Source organism: Nocardia sp. NPDC058176 (assembly GCF_042883805.1).
Lineage (GTDB): Bacteria > Actinomycetota > Actinomycetes > Mycobacteriales > Mycobacteriaceae > Nocardia.
In genome coordinates this window covers 683,941-702,589 of sequence record NZ_JBHVVA010000003.1, presented here as the reverse complement: position 1 = coordinate 702,589, position 18,649 = coordinate 683,941, and the positions used below count along the sequence as shown (strand labels likewise).

18 protein-coding genes are annotated in these 18,649 nt (G+C 69.7%); 1 reads left to right on the top strand and 17 read right to left on the bottom strand.

The features are described from left to right. Window positions 1–4: 4 nt before the first annotated feature. From smc to ACFVVM_RS21100, 17 genes are all read right to left on the bottom strand, one after another. The gene (smc, locus tag ACFVVM_RS21180) at window positions 5–3,631 is read right to left on the bottom strand and encodes a chromosome segregation protein SMC (RefSeq protein ID WP_387620766.1); all 3,627 of its coding nucleotides are present in this window, start codon (window positions 3,629–3,631) and stop codon (window positions 5–7) included. A gap of 76 nt (window positions 3,632–3,707) precedes the next feature. Continuing rightward, a complete protein-coding gene (locus tag ACFVVM_RS21175; RefSeq protein WP_387620763.1) occupies window positions 3,708–4,172 on the bottom strand; it encodes a DUF1707 domain-containing protein in 465 nt (154 codons plus the stop codon). Between the two features lie 88 nt (window positions 4,173–4,260). Continuing rightward, window positions 4,261–4,713 carry a DUF350 domain-containing protein gene (locus ACFVVM_RS21170; RefSeq protein ID WP_387620761.1) on the bottom strand — a complete coding sequence of 151 codons (453 nt, stop codon included), beginning with the start codon at window positions 4,711–4,713 and terminating at the stop codon, window positions 4,261–4,263. Window positions 4,714–4,748: 35 nt separating this feature from the next. Beyond that, window positions 4,749–5,912, bottom strand: coding sequence for a glutathionylspermidine synthase family protein (locus ACFVVM_RS21165; RefSeq protein WP_387620758.1), 1,164 nt, complete (start codon window positions 5,910–5,912; stop codon window positions 4,749–4,751). Continuing rightward, window positions 5,912–6,628 (bottom strand): hypothetical protein, encoded by a 717-nt coding sequence (locus ACFVVM_RS21160; protein ID WP_387620756.1) that lies wholly within the window; start codon window positions 6,626–6,628, stop codon window positions 5,912–5,914. Before ACFVVM_RS21160 ends, ACFVVM_RS21165 begins: the two co-directional genes overlap by 1 nt. Window positions 6,629–6,653: 25 nt before the next feature. Further along, entirely contained in the window at window positions 6,654–6,935 is a 282-nt protein-coding gene (locus tag ACFVVM_RS21155) for an acylphosphatase (RefSeq protein ID WP_387620754.1), read from the bottom strand. A 69-nt stretch (window positions 6,936–7,004) separates the two neighbouring features. Next, window positions 7,005–7,451, bottom strand: coding sequence for an OsmC family protein (locus ACFVVM_RS21150; RefSeq protein ID WP_387620751.1), 447 nt, complete (start codon window positions 7,449–7,451; stop codon window positions 7,005–7,007). 140 nt (window positions 7,452–7,591) lie between these two features. Next, entirely contained in the window at window positions 7,592–9,742 is a 2,151-nt protein-coding gene (locus tag ACFVVM_RS21145) for a glycogen debranching N-terminal domain-containing protein (RefSeq protein WP_387620749.1), read from the bottom strand. Next, a complete protein-coding gene (locus ACFVVM_RS21140) occupies window positions 9,739–10,908 on the bottom strand; it encodes a glycosyltransferase family 4 protein (protein ID WP_387620919.1) in 1,170 nt (389 codons plus the stop codon). The genes ACFVVM_RS21145 and ACFVVM_RS21140 overlap by 4 nt, the downstream gene beginning before the upstream one ends. A 283-nt stretch (window positions 10,909–11,191) precedes the next feature. Further along, window positions 11,192–12,772 carry a PstS family phosphate ABC transporter substrate-binding protein gene (locus ACFVVM_RS21135; RefSeq protein ID WP_387620747.1) on the bottom strand — a complete coding sequence of 527 codons (1,581 nt, stop codon included), beginning with the start codon at window positions 12,770–12,772 and terminating at the stop codon, window positions 11,192–11,194. 76 nt (window positions 12,773–12,848) lie between these two features. Then, the gene (locus ACFVVM_RS21130; RefSeq protein WP_387620744.1) at window positions 12,849–13,886 is read right to left on the bottom strand and encodes a PHP domain-containing protein; all 1,038 of its coding nucleotides are present in this window, start codon (window positions 13,884–13,886) and stop codon (window positions 12,849–12,851) included. Window positions 13,887–13,891: 5 nt separating this feature from the next. Next, window positions 13,892–14,473 carry a dihydrofolate reductase family protein gene (locus tag ACFVVM_RS21125; RefSeq protein ID WP_387620741.1) on the bottom strand — a complete coding sequence of 194 codons (582 nt, stop codon included), beginning with the start codon at window positions 14,471–14,473 and terminating at the stop codon, window positions 13,892–13,894. Between the two features lie 22 nt (window positions 14,474–14,495). Next, entirely contained in the window at window positions 14,496–15,356 is an 861-nt protein-coding gene (gene mutM / locus ACFVVM_RS21120; RefSeq protein ID WP_387620739.1) for a bifunctional DNA-formamidopyrimidine glycosylase/DNA-(apurinic or apyrimidinic site) lyase, read from the bottom strand. Between the two features lie 3 nt (window positions 15,357–15,359). After that, the gene (rnc, locus tag ACFVVM_RS21115; protein ID WP_387620736.1) at window positions 15,360–16,109 is read right to left on the bottom strand and encodes a ribonuclease III; all 750 of its coding nucleotides are present in this window, start codon (window positions 16,107–16,109) and stop codon (window positions 15,360–15,362) included. A 23-nt stretch (window positions 16,110–16,132) separates the two neighbouring features. Then, window positions 16,133–16,315 (bottom strand): 50S ribosomal protein L32, encoded by a 183-nt coding sequence (gene rpmF, locus ACFVVM_RS21110; RefSeq protein ID WP_022565580.1) that lies wholly within the window; start codon window positions 16,313–16,315, stop codon window positions 16,133–16,135. A 2-nt stretch (window positions 16,316–16,317) separates the two neighbouring features. Next, window positions 16,318–17,001, bottom strand: coding sequence for a YceD family protein (locus tag ACFVVM_RS21105; protein ID WP_387620733.1), 684 nt, complete (start codon window positions 16,999–17,001; stop codon window positions 16,318–16,320). Between the two features lie 87 nt (window positions 17,002–17,088). Next, window positions 17,089–17,862: a DivIVA domain-containing protein gene (locus ACFVVM_RS21100; protein ID WP_387620731.1), complete on the bottom strand. Its 774-nt coding sequence runs from the start codon at window positions 17,860–17,862 to the stop codon at window positions 17,089–17,091. A 250-nt stretch (window positions 17,863–18,112) separates the two neighbouring features. Here ACFVVM_RS21100 and ACFVVM_RS21095 point away from each other — a divergent pair, with 250 nt between their 5' ends. After that, complete coding sequence (locus ACFVVM_RS21095; RefSeq protein ID WP_387620728.1) at window positions 18,113–18,643, top strand: GtrA family protein; 531 nt, start codon at window positions 18,113–18,115, stop codon at window positions 18,641–18,643. The last annotated feature ends 6 nt before the right edge of the window (window positions 18,644–18,649 follow it).

Genomic DNA, 18,649 nt, shown 5'->3' with positions numbered 1-18,649 from the left:
GCGATCAGGCGGGCGCGCCCACCGGGTCGGTGTCGGCGACCTCGGCCCGGTTCAGCCGCTGCGAGATCACCTGGGTGATGCCGTCGCCGCGCATGCTCACGCCGTAGAGGGCGTCGGCGATCTCCATGGTGGGCTTCTGGTGGGTGATCACGATCAGCTGGCTCTTCTCGCGCAGCTGCTCGAACAGGCCGATGAGGCGGCGCAGGTTGGTGTCGTCCAGGGCCGCTTCCACCTCGTCCATCACGTAGAACGGGGACGGCCGGGCCCGGAAGATGGCGACCAGCAGGGCGACGGCGGTGAGTGATTTCTCACCGCCGGACAGCAGCGACAGGCGCTTGACCTTCTTGCCCGGTGGGCGGGCCTCGACCTCGATGCCGGTGGTGAGCATGTCGGAGGGGTCGGTGAGCACCAGCCTGCCCTCGCCGCCGGGGAACAGTTTCGCGAAGACGCCGACGAATTCGCGTTCCACGTCGGCGTAGGCCTCGGTGAACACCTGCAGGATGCGGGCATCGACCTCGGCGACCACGTCCAGGAGGTCCTTGCGGGCGTTCTTGACGTCCTCGAGCTGGGTGGCCAGGAAGTTGTAGCGTTCCTCGAGCGCGGCGAACTCTTCCAGCGCAAGGGGATTCACCTTGCCGAGCGTGGTGAGGTCCTTCTCGGCGCGCTTGGCGCGGCGCTCCTGGGAGGCGCGGTCGTAGGGCATCGGCTGAGGTGCGCTGACCTGCTCACCGCGCTCCTTGGCGTCCTCGTATTCCTGCAGCTCCAGCGCCGAGGGCGGCAGCGGTACGTCGGGCCCGTACTCGGCGACGAGATCGGCCAGCGCGATGCCGAACTGTTCGGAGATGGTGGCCTCGAGCTGTTCGATGCGCAGTGCCGCTTGGGCTTTGGCGACCTCGTCGCGGTGCACGGCGTCGGTGAGCTGGGCGAGCTGGGTGTTCAGCGCTCGCGAGCGTTCCTTCACCTGCTCCAGGGACGCGGCGCATTCCCCACGGCGCCGGACCAATTCATCACGCCGCGCGGCGGCCGAGGCGACGACCTGTTCGAGTTCGTGCGCGATCTTCGCGCCCGATTCGGCGACCGCGGCGGCCACGGCGGCCGCCTGGCGACGCGCGGCCTGCGCCCGCTCGGCCCGTGCCCTGGCCTCGCGCTCGGCGCGGGCGGCCCGGCGCAGCGAATCCGCCTTGCCCCGTACCGATTCCGCGCGTTCCTCGGCGGTGCGCACGGCCAGGCGGGCCTCGACCTCCATGGTGCGGGCCTCGGCGAGCGCGGCGGCGGCTTCTTCGCGGGCACGGGCGGCGGTCTCGGTGCCCGCGGCGCTGTCGCTGTCGTCGCCGCCGTCGTGTTCGATCTCGGCGTGGCGCAGCCGGTCCTCGAGCTCGGCGAGCGAGGCGAGGGACTTCTCCCGCGCGGCTTCGGCGTCGGCGCGCTGGGTGGCGAGGCGCTCGCCCTCGGTCTGGGCGGAGCGGGCGCTCTGGCCGACGCGGGCGAGCCGGTCGTAGATGGCCAGCAGGGCTTGATCGGATTCGTGCAGGGCCAGCAGCGCGTGGTCGGCGGCGTCCTTGCGGTCGGTCTGCTCGGCCAGCGCACCGGCCAGCGCCGCTTCCAGCTCCTCGGCCCTGCGCTGCGCGGCCGCCAATTCGGCGGTGGCCGTGTCGATCTCGGCCTGTACCTCGAGCTGGCTCGGCATCCGCTCCGAGCCGCCGATCACCCAGCCCGAGCCCGCCAGGTCGCCGTCGCGGGTGACGACGCGCAGGTGCGGACGTGCCACGACGAGTTCGGTGGCGGTCGCCAGATCGTCGACGACGACCACGCCCGCGGTGAGCGCGGCCAGCGCCGGGCGCACCCGCTCGGCACCGTCGAGCACCTCGGCCAGCCAGCGCGCACCGGCGGGCAGTGCATCGCGCTCGGCGGTGACCACGCCATCGGTCGCGAAGACGAACGCCACCCGGCCACCGTCGCCGGAACGCAGTTCGCGCACGGCCGCGTCGGCGACGGTCGCGGTGTCGGCGGTGACGGCGTCGGCGAGCGGGCCGAGCAGCGCGGCGACGGCGGCTTCGAAACCGGCCTGCACCCGCAGCTCACCGGAGAGCCGTCCGCCCAGGCCGCTCACTCCGTGTTCGAGCAGCCAGGCCGCGCCGTCCTTGCGGGCCAGGTTCATCCCGAGCGCTTCGATCCGCGCGCCGAGCCGGGCGACCAGCTTGCTCGCCTCCCGGTCCTGCTCCCGCAGTTCGCGCACCCGCTCATCGGCCAGTTCCAGGGCGGCGACAGCGTGTTCGTGCTGGGCGTCGAGGCCCTTCTCCCCCGCGTCGAGGTCGCCGAGTTCGTCCTGGACGGCGTCGTATTCGACCTGCGCAGTCTCACCGCGATGGCGGGCGTCGGCGATGGCGACCGAGAGCCGGGCGATCTCGGCGTCCACCGACTGCGCTCGGGTGCGCAGGGTGTCGACCTGACCCGAGAGCCTGGCCAGGCCCTCGCGGCGGTCGGCGATGGCGCGGACGGCGGCCAGATGCGCCTGTTCGGCGGCCTTGGCGGCGTGCTCGCGGTCGGCGAGTGCCTCCCTGGCGGCGTCGAGGGTCTCCGCGGCCATCTCGACCGCGTAGCGCAGCTCGGCCTCCTCGGCCTCGATGCGGTCGGCCTCGGCCTCGAGCTGTTCGGGGTCGCGGCCGGTGCCGACGGGCGCCTCGGTGTGCAGGTGCCTGGCCCGGTCACCGGCGATGCGGATGGTGGCGTTGACCCGCTCGGCCAGCGCCGAGAGCTGGAACCAGGTCTGCGCGGCCGCCTCGGCACTCGGGCTCAGCCGGGAGAGCTGGAACTCCTGCTGGGCGAGCGCGGCATTGGCGGCATCGAGTTCGGACTGCACGGTGATCTGCTGCTCGCGGGCGTAGGCCTCCTTGCTGAGCTGGGATTCCAGCTCACCGCGGCGGGTGACCAGGTCGTCGGCGGCCAGCCGCAGTCGCGCGTCGCGCAGGTCGGCCTGCACGGTCTGCGCGCGCCGGGCCACCTCGGCCTGGCGGCCGAGCGGCTTGAGCTGGCGACGCAGTTCGGTGGTGAGGTCGGTGAGCCGGGCGAGGTTGGCCTGCATCGCGTCGAGCTTGCGGACGGCCTTCTCCTTGCGCCTGCGGTGCTTGAGCACACCCGCGGCCTCCTCGACGAACGCGCGCCGGTCCTCCGGGCGCGATTCCAGGATCGCCGAGAGCTGGCCCTGCCCCACGATGACGTGCATCTCGCGGCCGATACCGGAGTCCGAGAGCAGTTCCTGCACGTCCATCAGCCGGCAGCTGTTGCCGTTGATCTCGTACTCACCCGCGCCGTCACGGAACATTCGCCGGGTGATCGACACCTCGGCGTAGTCGATCGGCAGCGCGCCGTCGGAATTGTCGATGGTCAGCGTCACCTCGGCGCGCCCGAGCGGGGCCCGGCCGGTGGTCCCGGCGAAGATGACGTCCTGCATCTTGCCGCCCCGCAACGCCTTGGCACCCTGCTCGCCCATCACCCAGGTGAGCGCGTCGACGACATTGGATTTCCCCGACCCGTTCGGGCCGACGACGCAGGTGATACCCGGTTCGAAGCGCAGCGTCGTCGCGGACGCGAAGGACTTGAAACCCTTCAACGTCAAGCTCTTCAAATGCAAGAGGAGCGACCTTTCTGCGCGCGCGAGCAACCATGCTAACGCGGCGCACCGTCAGGTCGGCGGTCGACGCCCGGGGTCAGTGCGGGTTGGTGTGCTTGGAGATCTGCTTCAGGTGCGCGGAGGTCCCCGGCTGCGCCTCCCAGCCGGTGATCACCCGGAACAGCAGGACCGCACCCCACGGACCGATCACCCACATCGGCCAGAAGTAGGTGAGCTCGCCCGCGGTGAGCGAGACCAGACCCCAGATGACCAGCACGATCACGCTGACTCCGGCCCAGCTACCCGCCTCGATGCGCTGCCAGACCGGGATGCGCGGCGCGGCCTTGCGCTCCACCGCCGCCGCGGTCTGCTGCTTGCTCAGTTCGGGCAGATCGGACAGGACCACGTCGAGCTGGTCGCGCGTGGTGGTCGCGTAGACCTGGGCGACCCGCTGGTCGTACTCGGCCAGGTCGAGTCTGCCGTCGGCCAGGTGCGTGCCCAGCTGGGCGACGATCGCGTTGCGTTCGGCGTCGGACGCGCGCGTGCCGGGGGTGATGTCCATGCCGACGTCCTCTCGGTGACCGTCCACGGTGGAGGTGCTGGTTTCCAGCGTCCACCCTCCACTGTGCAATGTCAACCCTGGTGGACGGTCACAGAATGGCGAAGGCCACCACGAGACCGAGCGCGAAGTGCGCCGCCGCGACGACGAGCACCTCGGGGGTGTAGGTCTCAGCGTGCAGGGTGCGGCCGATATCGATGCCGGTGACCTTCTCGAGCACCCGCACCGAGACCACCTGCGCCACGATGCCGACCAGGCCGAAGATGACCGCGGCCAGCAGCCCCTCGATCAGCCGACCCGAGCCACCGGTGGCCAGCACCGCGAACACGACGATGAAGGCCATGCTGACCATGCCCGCCGCCGAGACGATCAGGGCGTTGGGCTTGCCGGAGACCACCAGGTCGCGCAGCTTGCCCGGCGTGGTCAGGTCGATGGCGAAGAAGCCGATCAGCATCAGGGCGAGGCCGATCAGGCAGTACAGGATGATGGCGCCGACGCCTTCACCGAGCGCACTCCAATAACCCGATTCCAGGGCGAGGGTCATCGTGGTCCTTTCGAACAAATGTGTGTGAGGTCAGGTCAGTCGAGGATGCGATGCGGCACGAACGCGGCGCCGTCATCGGTGATCAGGCCCGCGGTCTCCCGGATGCCCAGGCCCGCCGCGGTGTCGCCGACGACCCACGCGCCGAGCACCGGGCGCATGCCGTCGAATTCGGGGAGCGGGTCGAGCAATTGGTAGACGAAACCCTCGGCGCCGTACACGCCGCCGGTGGCGGTCTCCATGCCGGGACCGACGATGGTCATGTTGGCGCCTTCGCGGCCGAGCTTGGGTTTGCGGATGTACTCGGTGAGCTCGTGCGGGTCGTCGAGGTAGGCGGGCAGCAGGTTCGGATGGCCGGGATACATCTCCCACAGCACGGCCAGCAGCGCCTTGTTGCTCAGCAGCGTGGTCCACAGCGGTTCGACCCACGCGGTGGCGGGCAGGCTGGCCACGACGCGCTTGCCGAAATCGTCGTCGAGGATCCACTCCCACGGGTACAGCTTGAAGATCGCCTCGATCGGCGCCTCGGCCAGATCCACGAACCGGTCGAGCTCGATGTCGAAACCGACCTCCTCGATCGGCAGCGCGACGGTGTCGAAGCCCGCCTCGGCCGCGGTCTCCTGCATGTAGGCGGTGGTCACGTTGTCCTCGCCGGTGGCATCGGCACCCGACCAGGTGAAGTGCAGTTCGCTGCCCGGCAGCACGCCGTGCAGTTCGCCCCAGCGTTCCACCAGCTTCTCGTGCAGCGAATTCCATTGGTCGCCACCGGGATACACCTGCTGCAGCCAGTGCCACTGGATGATCCCGGCCTCGAGCAGCGAGGTGGGGGTGTCGGCGTTGTACTCGAGCAGCTTGGCCGGACGGCGCGCGTCGTAGCGCAGATCGAAGCGGCCGTACACGTAAGGGTCACTGCGCCGCCAGGATTCGGCGATCGGGCCCCAACTCCATTCCGGCAGACCGAAATCGGCGTAGCGCTCGGTGAGCACCACGTGTTCGGCCGCTTTCAGGCACATCGACTGCAGCAGTTCGACATCGGCTTCCAGCGCGAGGATCTCGTCCATCGAGAACTCGTAGTGCACCGATTCGTCCCAGTACGGCCGCGGCTGACCGCTGGCATCGCGACCGGGGATGCCGTAGACCAGCCCCTGACTCTCGATGATCTGCTGCCACCCCGGACGCGGGGTGCTCACCACCCGTCGCACTAGGACCCGCTCCCACCGGTCGACTTGCTGCCCAGCCCACCACGTTGCACGGTGGTGCCGCTCTTGGTCTTGATCTCGGCGTTGCGTGGCTTGACCGAGGTACCGCCCGAGGGCGGCTGTCCGATGGTGGAGTTGCCGCCGTAGTGGTACCGGTACTGCGGCCAGCCCAGGATCAGCAGACTGCCGACACCGCCACCACCGCCGTCGCTGCGGAAGTTGGACTTGCCCTCGCCGCAGTTCTCGTCCGGAACGACGACTTCCTGCCCGTTCTGGTCGATCTGCACGCAGGAGGCGGTGACCTGTTCGGGGGCCGCGACCGCCCGGTACGCCAGGTAACCGCCGCCGACCAGCGCGGCGACACCGACGATGGCGACACCGCCCATCATCACGCGTTTGCGGCTGCGCCGCTTGGCCTCCTCGGCCGCGAGCGCCGCGCGATGGGCCAGCTCGGCATCCCGGCGGGCCTTGTCCCTGGCGCGGGCCTCGGCGACGGTCGGCGGGCGCGGCTGGGTGACGCCGGGTTCCTGCCGGTCCATCCGGCCCTGGCGTTGTTGCTGCTCGCCGCCGGGAAACGGTGGCGGAGCCGGTGGTTGTTCGGGACGAGGCGGCCAGCCCGGACCGGGATCCGGCGCCTTCCACAGCGGCGATCCGTCGCCGCCGTTCGGGGGTGGCCCCTGCTCCGGCTGATCGGGCGGACCGGGGTTCTGTGTGTTCACCGCTGCCTGACCCCCGAAGTCACCACTACCGCTCCTCGAATCCCGTCATATCGCCCCGCGCCGACTCCCAGCTTTCCACAACAAGATCGACCCGGCCGGGAGCATCGCCCGACCGTAACAGTTCCAGCAGCTTCTCTTCCACCGTTCGCGGGCCTTCGGCGACCACGTGCACGCGCCCGTCGGCGTGGTTGCGGGCGAAGCCGACCAGGCCGAGTTCCAGTGCGCGCGAACGGGTCCACCAGCGAAAGCCGACGCCCTGCACATAACCGTGCACCCAGGCGCTGAGCCGAACCGGTTCGGTACTCATGCAGTGTCCAATCTGCATGAGCGGGGCCCTGCGTGGTTACGCTCCGCTGCCGCCTCCGGGCCTGCCCGCTCATGCGTCGATGTCGAAGCTCAACGTCACCTTGGTGCCCGCCTTCAACGTGCGGCCCACGGTGCACACCTTGTCGACGGCCCGTTCCACGGTGACCAGTAGTCGCTCGCGTGCGGCCTCGTCGAGTTCGGACAGATCCAGTTCGACGACCTCGTCGAGTTGGGGGTACACCTCGTTCTCGCGGTCGGCGTCGCCGGAGACCCGGATGGTGGCGTCGAAGTCGTCGCCGAGGCGGCGCGAGAGCGGCAGGTCCGAGCTGAGGCCGGTGCAGGCGGCCAGCGCGATCTTGAGCAGCTCACCGGGGGTGAACGCGCCCTCGACACCCTGCGAGGCGATCAGCACCTCGGCGCCGCGCGAACTGCGTCCGGTGTAGGCCCTGGTTCCGGTGCGCTCGACCCACAGTTCGGTCGGGGCGGTGGTCACGGGTGCACTCTGCTGCTCAGCCATGGGTCAGATCCTGCCATTCTCGTCGGAGACAACGCACGCCTGGCAACGTCGGCGCCGGTGACGGCATTCCGGCCGGGTGATCGGGCCCACCCGTGAACGGGGCCGGAGCACTGAGCTCCGGCCCCGTTCGCGGGCGTGTACTACTCGGCGCGTTCCTCGTCGGTGAGCAGTGCCCAGCCCTCGGGCAGGCCGGTCACGGTGACCGCCGACCCGCAGACCTCGATGTCGACCGTGGCCTCGCCCAGCCGGAACTCCGACATCCGCACGCAGCCCCACGCGGCGGGCACCTGGGGCCGCAGCGTCAGGGTCCGGTCGGGGACGTCGGGGTCGAGCCCGAGGAACGAGCGGACCAGCAGCAGCGGTGCGGCGCTCGCCCACGCCTGCGGTGAGCAGGAGGTGGGATAGGGCACCGGCGCGGCGAAGCGGGCACGCGGGAAGCCGCAGAACAGCTCGGGCAGCCGACCGTCGAACGCGGCCGCGGCGTCGAGCAGGCCGGCCGAGAGCTTGGTCGCCAGTTCGACCGCGCCCGGCACGTGCTGGTACCGCATCAGCCCGGCGACCGCGATCGCCGTGTCGTGCGGCCAGATCGACCCGCAGTGATAGCTCATCGGGTTGTAGGCGCCCATGTTCGAGGCCAGCGTGCGCAACCCGAAGCCGGAGTCCATCTCCGACTTCGCCAGATTCTGGATCAGGATCTCGGCGTGCTCGTCGGTGGCGATGCCCGACCACAGACAGTGCGCGGCATTGCTGGTGAGCGCGTCGATCTGGCGCTTGTTGCCGTCGAGGGCGACGGCGTACCAGCCGTAGTGCGGTAGCCAGAACTGCTCCGCGAACTTGGTACGCAATTCGGCAGCCCGCTCGCGCATGCGGGTGGCCAGCGCCGGGTCGTCGAACGCGTCGGCCAGTTCGGCGCGGGCGCGGTAGGCCGCGTACACGTACCCCTGCACCTCGCACAGCGCGACCGGCGCCTGCGCGATATGGCCCGCGGCGTCGTTGATCCCGTCGAAGCTGTCCTTCCAGCCCTGATTGATCAGGCCACGGTCGGTGGCGCGGACGTACTCGACGAAGCCGTCGTCGTCGCGGTCGCCGAAGTCGGTGATCCAGCCGATCGCGGCGTCGGCCGCGGGCAGCAGGGTGGCGATCGAGGCGGGTTCGGCGCCCCAGCGCAGACATTCGGCGAGCAGCATCACGAACAGCGGGGTCGCGTCGACGGTGCCGTAGTAGATCTGACCGCCGAGCACCTGCCCGACCGAGGGACCACGCCGCATCTCGTGCATGATCCGGCCCGGCTCCTCCTCCACCAGCGGATCGACCGTCTGGCCCTGCAATTCGGCGAGCTGTTGCAGCGTGCCGAGCGCCAGATCGGTTTCCAGCGGCAGCGACATCCATGCCGTCAGCAGGGAGTCGCGGCCGAACAGCGTCATGAACCAGGGGGCGCCCGCCGCGACGAAGGGCCTGCCGGTGCCCGAGTCGGTGTGGATCTGCAGGGCGCCAAGATCGCTTTCGCTGCGGCGCAGGATCCGGTTGAGCAGGCCGGAATCGGCGGTGATGTCGGTGGCGGTGGCCCGCCACGCCTGGATCTTGCGCACCGGCTCGCTGGCCCGGTACCGCTCACCGACGGTGCCCTGCACCTGGGGACGTTGTGCGGCGCCCGCCGGTTGCGCGCTGATCTCGGTCTGCCAGCGCCCGCCCGCGGGGACGACGACCCGCCAGATCATGGTGCCGGGCAGCACCATCGGCTCGACGGTCGAGGTGAGGGCGAGCCCGCGCGAGAGGTCGGCGCGGTCGTGCAGCAGCAGTTCGCCGTCGGCGGTCGTCATCTCCGCCCTGCGCCCGCCCATCCGGCCTTCCTTGACCGAGAACAGGTCGACGAAATCGGCGTCGACGTGCAGTTCGAGCACGACCGCCGTCGCCTCGCGGCTCATGTTCTCCAGGGTGATCACCTCGTGCATGCCCTCGGCGACGAGCCGATCACGCACGACGAGCAGGGTGCTGTCGGCCCGGCCCTGCTGCGGCGGCCTGCGCAGCACGAACCGCGCGGCGAAGGCCTCCGGGCTCAGCACCGACAAGCCTTCGGGCCGTTTGCCGTCGATCATCAGTTCCCAGCGCGAGATCACCCTGGCGTCGCGGAAGAACAGGCCCTGCGGCTTGCCCGGCTCGATGTCGCCGAGCCGGTCCGACAGGCAGAAGGTGCCGCCTTCGACGAGGGTGACGTTGCCCCCGTTGCCGCCGAGCCCCGCGGGTTCCCCCGCGTTGAGCGGGCTCGGCGACGACGTACTGTCCAGGCTCATGCGCGCCCGCTGATCGCCGCCCCGACCGGCATGGGCAGCCGGTAGGCGGTGTCGTAGCCGATCGTGGTGCGCGCCAGCAGTTGCCGGTACACCTGCTCGTAGCCGCGGCCGAGAACCTCGGCGCCGAAGTTCGCGGTGACGTGCGCCCGGCAGGCGGCCGGGTCGAACGTGGCGACTTCGGCGATGGCGGCGGGCAATTCGGCCGGGTCGTCACAGATCCGCCCGGTCACCCCGTCGACCAGTACCTCGCTCACCGCACCGCCGCGCAGGGCGACGACCGGCGTGCCACAGACCATCGCTTCGATCATGACCATGCCGAACGGCTCCTCCCAGCGAATGGGGAACAGCAGACACCGCGCTCCGGAGAGCAGTTTACGCTTGGCGGTCGCGTCGGCGAGGCCGAACACGTGATCATCGGGGGTCAGCCGCGGTCGCACGTGCTCCTCGAAATACGCCTTCTCCGGCGGCTCGCTGCACTTGCCCGCCAGGATCAGCGGGATGCCCGCCGCGTGCGCGGCGTCGAGGGCCAGATGCGGGCCCTTGTCCATGCTGAACCGGCCGAGGAACAGTGCGTAGTCCTGCTTCTCGGTCTCGAACGGCCACTGATCGGGCCGCAGGGCGTTGTGCACGCGACCGGCCCACGGCAGGTCGGGCGCGAGCGCGCGCTGCCGGTCACTGATCGCGACGAGCGAGCATTCCTCGCCCAGTTCCTTGTAGTAGCGGTAGCAGTCGTCCTGCACCGGCCCGTGCACCGTGACCACCGTCGGCAGCCCGAGATTGGCGTACGCGGGCGCGTTGAGCGGACCGGCGAAGGTGTGATCGTGGACCAGATCGATGCCTTCGGTGTCGGCCAGCCGCTCGATCGCGCGGCGCACCCGCAGCGCGTGCACGATCTCGGGGAACGGATCACCGAGCCGCTCGGGCTGGATCCGGTCCCACAGCGGGACGAAGTTCGCCTTGGTTCCCGGTTCGCCCGCACCGAACAGGGTGACGTGATGGCCGCGCTCACACAGTGAATCGACCAGATCGGCGACTACGGCCTCCACGCCGCCGTACGCCTTGGGGGGTACATCGAAATACGGTGGAACCACCATCGCGATCCGCAGTGGGCCACCGTTGTGCTCGATCGAATAGAGATCGGACGTCGAGAACCCGGTCGGCGACATTGCCGACATGTCTGCACTCATGACCTTCCTTCCAGGGACACAACCTCGCAACACTTGCGCGAACAAGAGATGGCCGCCTCGGCGGGGTGGAGACGAGAGCTTCACCGCCGTCCATGGGGCATGGTTGGCCTGGTCAAGCGGGAGCGCACCTGGCTGGGTGCCGCCTGAACAGAGGGGCCGTGATGGAACGTACCCCGCTACCGGAGAGTAAACCAGTGTGTTGCTGGGTTTTCCTTTTCGGCGATTCCGTGCCGGGACAGGAGATTCCGCCGTCAGAGCCGGTCTACGGCGTACAGAATGTCGGTTCGACCGGGTCGATACAGGGGATGTTGCCGAACTCGGCCATGGTGAGCCTGGCCTTACCCCGGGTCAGGTAGTCCAGGAACTGGGCGGCCAGCGAATCACCGGCGATCGAACCGTGGGTGTAGGCGTACTCGATGCCGATGAACGGGTAGGTGCCCGCCCGCAGGGTCTGCGGACTCGGTGCCACGCCGTCGATCGAGACGGCCGTGACGTCGGCCCCGATCGCCGAGGTCTCCAGATAGCCCACCGCCCCAGGAATTTTGGCAACGAAGGTAGCCACTTCCTCGGTCACGTCGACCTCGCACTGCGGACCACCGGCGGCCATCCCGACGCAGCTGGTGTAGCGGAACACCTTGCGGTTGTCCTCGAGCAGCCGGGCCTCGAGCGCGCGCCGGGTGCCCGAACCGGCGGTCCGATCGATCAGCACCACGGGCAGATCGGGGCCGCCGAGCTGACGCCAGTTCGTCACCGTGCCCCGGTACAGATCCCGGATCTGCTGGGTCGAGAGGTCTTTCAGGCCCACCGCGGGGTGCACGATCATCGAGAACGAGGCCAGCGCCAGCGGATGCTCGGTCAGCGCCGCGAAGGAATCGCCCTTGTCACCGTCGCCGATGGCGAGCATGTCCGGCGTCGGCCCGGCCAGGGTGATCGCGCGCAGCCCCGGTTCGGTCCCGGCGAAGTCGAACTGGAAGCGTGCCTCGGTGCAGGTCGCCGCGTAGTTCTCGGCGGCCGTACGGATCATCGGCGCCATGGCCGAGGACCCGACCAGCGTGAGTTCACCGGCGGCACAGTCGCGCGGGGGCGGATCGGCGCGCACCACGGCGAGGACGAGCTGCACGACAACGAGCGTGAGCAGGAACAGACTGAGTGCCACCAGGATCCAGGGCGGGCGCGAATTGCTGCGCGTGGTGACCACCCGGCCGCCCTTGATGCCGCCCGCGAGTTCGGGTTCCGGCGTCGGATCACCGTCGTTGGGCCGGTTGAGCACGGCCAGGATCTTGTAGTGGTCGCCGCGTTCGAGCGGCACCTTGGGCAGGTCGACGACCCCGACCAGATTCGAGGTGCCGCCCGGCTCGTGTGCCGGGCTCCCTTCGACGCGGCGGGCGATGCCGGAGCCGTCGCCGAGATTGTCGCGCGGCACCCCCTGGAGTTCGGTGACGGCCACGCCGATCACCTCGCGGCCCGGAAAGCTCAGGTGCAGACCGACGGTCGGCTGCCCGTCGCTGCGCATCGTGTAGTCGGCGGCGTCGATCCCGAGCGAGCCGCTGTTCTCGATCCGCACCAGCACCAGCGACAGCTTCTTGAGCTGCCAGTCCTGCCCGCCGGCCACCGTGGTGCGCAGATTGCGCAGTGCGCCGGTGACATCCGGGTCGGTGGGCGTGTTCGGCGCGGAGAACTCGATCTCACCGGTGACCGGCGTGTCCATCTGCACCCGGTAGCCGAGCCGTCGACGTCCGACGAGAACGAACTCGCGCAGGAACGCGGCCACGGCCACCACGATGCCGATGATCGACAACACGACCTCGAACGGAAACTCGCCCACCAGCTCCCCCGCTGTCACCCACACGCCTGTAATCGCATATGTACCAGGTGGATCCGGCCACGGCACCCGGTGCGGTCAGGTGTTGGGCAACTCTTCACCCACCGGATTCCCGGCACCAGGCCAGCAGCTGATCCAGCGGCCAGGTGTCGATCACCCGCTCGGCCGAAACACCGTGCGCCAGTGCCCGTTCGCAGCCGTAACCCTGCCAGTCCAGCTGGCCGGGCGCGTGCGCGTCGGTGTCGATGCTGAAGTGGCAGTCCAGCTCCACGGCCAGCTCGATCAGCCGGCCCGGCGGGTCACGGCGTTCGGGTCGGCTGTTGATCTCGACGGCGGTGCCGTAGCGGCGGCAGGCCTCGAAGACGAGTTCGGCATCGAAGCTGGATTCGGGTCTGGTGCCGCGACCGCCCTCGACGAGGCGGCCGGTGCAGTGGCCCAGGATGTCGACGTGCGGGTTGGCGACCGCGTAGACCATCCGCTTGGTCATCGTGTCGCTGTCGTCACGCAGACGCGAATGCACGCTGGCGACAACGACATCGAGGCGTTCGAGCAGGTCGGCGCGCTGATCGAGGGTGCCGTCGTCGAGGATGTCGACCTCGATGCCGGTGAGGATCCGGAACGGCGCCAGCTGCTCGTTGAGTTCGGCGATCACGTCGAGCTGGCGCAGCAGCCGCTCGGCGGACAGGCCGTTGGCGACCTTCAGGCGCGGGGAGTGATCGGTGAGCGCGCAGTATTCGTGGCCGAGCGCGGCGGCGACGCCCATCATCTCGGCGATCGGGCTGCCGCCATCGGACCAGTCCGAATGGGTGTGCAGATCGCCGCGCAGCGCGGCGCGCAATGCGTCACCGGCGGGCGCGATCGGTTCGGCCGCGGCACGCAGTTCCACCAGGTAGCCGGGAGTTTCACCGGCACTCGCCTGTTCGATCACCGCGGCGGTCTTGGGCCCGATCCCGGGCAGTTCACGCCAGCTGTGCGCGCGGGCGCGCTCGGCCCGTTCGGTCTCGCTCAGCCCGGCGACGACGTCGGCGGCGCGTCGGTACGCCTTGACCCGGTGGGTCTCGGCCCGCGAGCGCTCGAGCCAGAACCCGATCTCACGCAGGGCCGCCACCGGACCGGGACTCGCCGCCGTCGCCACGGGCGCTACCTGATCCGGCCGTACTTCACGAACGCCACCCCGTCGGTGTAGACCCGGCTGGTGATCACCCGGAACCGTTCCGGTGCGGGCAGTTTCACGCCGGGCCCGAACAGCGGGCGGCCGGTGCCGAGCAGCACCGGGTGCAGTTTGAGGAACACCTGGTCGATCTCGGGCAGCAGCGTCTGCGCCAGTTCGCCGCCGCCGCACAGCCAGATGCCCAGTCCCGGCTCGCGTTTGAGCGCGCGCACCGCCGTCACCGGGTCGGCGCTGATCAGCTCGACCCCCGGTGCGGGCGGTTCGGGCAGCGTCGTGGACACCACGAACTGGCGCAGATGCTCGTACGGGCTGGCGGTGCCGGTGCGCACCCCGAAGTCGTGGGTCTTGCGGCCCATGATCACGGTGTCGAAGTAGCTGTTGCCCGCCGCGATGCCGCGTGCCTCACGCACCTTGGTCGGCAGGGTTTCGGGATACTGCGAGATGATCGCGGGACCGTGATCGCCGCCGACCGGGAAGAAGTCCAGCGTCCCGTCCTCGGCGGCGATGAAGCCGTCGATCGTCGATGCCACGAAATAGGTCAGCTTGCGCATAAGAAACGGTAGCGCGCCCCGATCAGCGACGGCGAGGCTTCGGCTGACACTTCGGACAGGAAAACGACGACCGATTCATGAACTGTTCCCGGATCACCGGGGCACCGCAGCGCCCACACGGCTCGTCCTCGCGCCCGTACACGGCCAGTGACCGGGAGAAATAGCCCGATTCGCCGTTGACGTTCACATACAGCGCGTCGAAGGAGGTGCCGCCGACCGCCAGCGCGGCACTCATCACCGCGTGCACCTCGGCGAGCAGGGTCCGCAGCACCGGGCGGCTCAGGCCCGACGCGGTCCGGGCGCCGTGCAGACCGGCCCGCCACAGCGCCTCGTCGGCGTAGATGTTGCCGATGCCCGAGATCACCGTCTGATCGAGCAGTACTCGCTTGATCTCGGTGTTCTTGGCGCGGATCGCGGCGACGGTGGCTTCGGTGTCGAAGCGCGGATCCAGCGGATCGCGGGCGATGTGGGCGACCGAATCGGGGACGACGGTGCCGTCGACCTCGACGAGTCCGCCCAGCGCCCAGCCGCCGAAGGTGCGCTGATCGACGAAGCGCAGTTCGGTGCCGCCGTCGAGGGCGGCGCGGATGTGGGCGTGCTTCTCGACCGGGGCGTCGGCGGGCTGCACCAGCATCTGCCCGCTCATACCCAGGTGCACGACCAGGGCGGTGTCGGGCTCGTCGAAGGTGAGCCAGAGATATTTACCGCGGCGCTGTGCCGCGTCGATGCGCAATCCGGCGAGACGACCGGCCAGATCGGCACCACCCGCGACGTGTCTGCGCACGGCGCGGGGATGGGTGACGGTGACCGTCTCGATGGACCGGCCGACCGCGTGCTCGGCCAGACCGCGCCGGACCACCTCGACCTCGGGCAGTTCGGGCACGGTTCAGGCTTCGGGAGCGTCGGTGGGCTCGGCCGCGGATTCGGCGGTGAGGGCCTGGTAGGCCGTCCCGGCCGCCTTCTGCTCGGCTTCCTTCTTCGAGCGACCGACACCCGAACCGTAGGGCCGACCGGCGATCACCGTGGTGGCGGTGAACTCCTTGTTGTGGTCGGGACCGGTCGAGGTGATCTCGTAAGAGGGCACGCCGAGACCGCGTTCGGCGGTGAGCTCCTGCAGGCTGGTCTTCCAGTCGAGACCGGCGCCCATCCGGGGGCCGCGCTCGAGCAGATCGGCGAACAGGCGCAGGACCACGCCGCGCGCCACCTCGATGCCGTGCTCGAGGTGCACGGCGCCCAGCAGCGATTCCATGCCGTCGGCGAGGATGCTCGGCTTGTCCCGGCCACCGGTGAGCTCTTCGCCCTTGCCGAGCAGCAGGTACTGGCCGAGGCCGCCGTCGCCGAGACCACGTGCCACCTCGGCGAGCGCGTGCATGTTCACCACGCTGGCGCGCAGTTTGGCGAGCTCGCCCTCGGACTTCTCGGGGTGCTCGGTGTAGAGCCGTTCGGTGATGCTCAGGCCGAGTACCGAGTCGCCGAGGAACTCGAGGCGCTCGTTGGTCGGCAGGCCCCCGTTCTCGTACGCGTAGGACCGGTGCGTCAGCGCGAGGCGCAGAAGCTCCGGTCCTACGTCGACACCGAGGGCGGTGAGCAGGCTGGCGTGGTCGGCCGCGCCCGCACTGTCTTTGCTTGCTGTCACGTGGCTACTGATGATCGAGACGATCAGACGGCAGCGGTGACCTGGCGGCCCTTGTAGGTGCCGCAGGACGGGCACGCGATGTGCGGGAGGGTCTTCTCACCGCAGGCACGGTTCGGGCAGGTGACCAGGGTCGGCGCGACGGCCTTCCACTGGCTGCGCCGCGACCGGGTGTTGGAACGGGACATCCGGCGCTTGGGAACAGCCACGGCTACTTCTCCTCTTGGTTTTCGCTGACCACGGCAGCAGAATCTGCCGCGGATGCGGGTTGGTCTGGGTGGGTGGAACCCTCAGCGGGGTCGCCGGTACCGGGCGCGTCGACGGCGAAATTCGCCAACTTCGCCCAGCGAGGGTCCAGTATCTCATGCCCGTGATCGGGACCCGCAATCGCCATCCGCACACCGCACTCGGGGCACAGGCCCGCGCAGTCCGGTGCACAGAGCGGCTGCAGCGGAAGCTCCAGCCCGATGGCGTCGAGGATCACCGGCTCGAGATCGATGAGGTCGTCTTCCATGCGGTAGACCTCGCCGTCCTCGGTCGTCTGCTCGGTGGTGCTGTCCGGATACGCGAACAGCTCCGTCAGACGAATCCCCACCTGGTCGTCGAACGATTCGAGGCAGCGCGAGCACTCCCCGACCGTCGGCCCGGACACCGTGCCGGTGACCAGCACACCCTCCGAGACGGCCTGCAGCTGCAGGTCGAGTTCCACCGCGGCGTCGGCCGGGATGGCGATCAGGTCGAGACCCAGCCGCCCGTGGTCGGTGGCCGTGCGCCGCACATCCCGCATCGTGCCCGGCCGACGGCCGAGACTGCGGACATCCAGCACAAAACCCGCCTCCGACACAGGACCGTTGGTCTTGTGCGGACGCGCGGACGAACCGGAACGGGCGGACATCACTGACTCACTGACTTCTGGGGGGATCGTGGGCAACCACTCAACAGTACGGCAGGACCCCGCCGGAACTCAAAACGCGCCCTCGGCTCAGCGGCGGTGCTCGGCAGCGTATTCGGGGTACTCGGGCGAGGGCCCGCCGCGCATCTGCTGGCGGCCGCGGGTGATGGTGCGCCGGGTGGTGTTGAGCGTCTCCTCGAGCGCGGCGAGCTTGCCGCCGAAGTCGGCCATCCGCTCGTCGACGTAGTCGTCGCATTCGGCGCGCACCCGGTCGGATTCGGCCTGCGCCTCGTCGATCAGCCGGGCCGATTCGGCGTGCGCGGCCCGCACGACCTCGGTCTGGGCGACCAGGCGGGCCTGTTCGGCCTTGCCGTCGGCGACCGAGCGCTCGTAGGAGGCCTTGCCCGCCTCGATGGACCGGTCGGCGTCGATCTGGGCGCGACCGGTGAGCTCGTCGTATTCGGCGTTGCCGTCGGCGATCACCTGGTCGGCCTCGGCCTGGGCGGCGGTGACGAGGCGGTCGGCGTGCGCGGTGGCCTCGGCGACCATCCGGTCGGCGTGTGCCTTGGCGTCGGCCAGGATGCGGTCGGCCTCGGTGCGGGCGTTCTCGACGGTGCTGCGGGCCTGCTCGTTGGCCGTGGTGACCGTGGTCTCGGCGCCGGTGCGGGCGTCGCCGACGATCTTGTCCCGGTGGTCGAGCACGTCCTGGGCGTCGTCGAGTTCGCCGGGCAGGGCGTCGCGGACGTCGTCGAGGAGTTCGAGGACATCGCCGCGTGGCACGATGCAGCTGCGGGTCGGCGGGATGCCGCGCGCCTCTTCGACGATGGCGACCAGTTCGTCGAGTGCTTCGAATACGCGATACATGCTCACTACCCTCCTGCTCAATCCCGGCGAAACGACTACCGCCGACGCCCAGTGTGCCCGTCGACGGCGCGTGTGCCGAATGTCGGCGCGGTGTGTCGCGACAGTGTCCTAGATCGCATCGCAATCAAGTGGAGTGCGGCCCTCCACTTCCGCTACCATCGGTAGGCACGACAATGCCGTCCGCCGGGAAGCACCGCACGACTTTCGCTGTTGTTCTCCCCGAGACCTTTCATGGGAATCGGAGCCGACCATGACCGTTCTGGAAACACCGAGAACCTCGGTGTCGCATGTCGCGGGCATGCTCACTCCGTGGACGGGTCCGTACCCGGTGCCCGCGCCGCGCGTTGTCGTTCCCGCGGTGCGTCCCCGGCTCGACGGCTCCATGGCCTATCTGCGCGGCGACCGCGCGCTCCCCCAGCTCATCCGGTTCGCGCTGGTCGGCGGGTCCAGCAATGTCGCCTATGTGCTGCTGTTCTTCGCCATGTACGGCGTCGGCCCGCTGATCGCCAATGTCGTCGGCTCGATCGTGAGCACGATCATCGCCAACGAACTGCACCGTCAGCTCACCTTCCACGCGACCGACCGGGTCAGCTGGTTCACCGCGCAGTGGGAGGGCGGCGGGCTGGCCCTGCTCGGCCTCGGTGTCACCACGGCGGGCCTGGCCGCGCTCGATGTCTGGGCGCCGACCCTGGGCGGTACCGCCCAGGCGATCGCCGTGCTCGCCATCACCGCCGCCGTCGGCGGGATGCGCTTCCTGGCCCTGCGCGGCTGGGTGTTCTGAGAACGA

Excerpts from the sequence above, each read along its gene's own strand:
- ACFVVM_RS21175 (WP_387620763.1), bottom strand. The coding sequence starts at position 4,172 with ATGGACATCACCCCCGGCACGCGCGCGTCCGACGCCGAACGCAACGCG.
- ACFVVM_RS21170 (WP_387620761.1), bottom strand. The coding sequence starts at position 4,713 with ATGACCCTCGCCCTGGAATCGGGTTATTGGAGTGCGCTCGGTGAAGGC.
- ACFVVM_RS21155 (WP_387620754.1), bottom strand. The coding sequence starts at position 6,935 with ATGAGTACCGAACCGGTTCGGCTCAGCGCCTGGGTGCACGGTTATGTG.
- ACFVVM_RS21150 (WP_387620751.1), bottom strand. The coding sequence starts at position 7,451 with ATGGCTGAGCAGCAGAGTGCACCCGTGACCACCGCCCCGACCGAACTG.
- ACFVVM_RS21145 (WP_387620749.1), bottom strand. The coding sequence starts at position 9,742 with ATGAGCCTGGACAGTACGTCGTCGCCGAGCCCGCTCAACGCGGGGGAA.
- ACFVVM_RS21140 (WP_387620919.1), bottom strand. The coding sequence starts at position 10,908 with ATGTCGCCGACCGGGTTCTCGACGTCCGATCTCTATTCGATCGAGCAC.
- ACFVVM_RS21125 (WP_387620741.1), bottom strand. The coding sequence starts at position 14,473 with ATGCGCAAGCTGACCTATTTCGTGGCATCGACGATCGACGGCTTCATC.
- ACFVVM_RS21105 (WP_387620733.1), bottom strand. The coding sequence starts at position 17,001 with ATGTCCGCCCGTTCCGGTTCGTCCGCGCGTCCGCACAAGACCAACGGT.
- ACFVVM_RS21100 (WP_387620731.1), bottom strand. The coding sequence starts at position 17,862 with ATGTATCGCGTATTCGAAGCACTCGACGAACTGGTCGCCATCGTCGAA.
- ACFVVM_RS21095 (WP_387620728.1), top strand. The coding sequence starts at position 18,113 with ATGACCGTTCTGGAAACACCGAGAACCTCGGTGTCGCATGTCGCGGGC.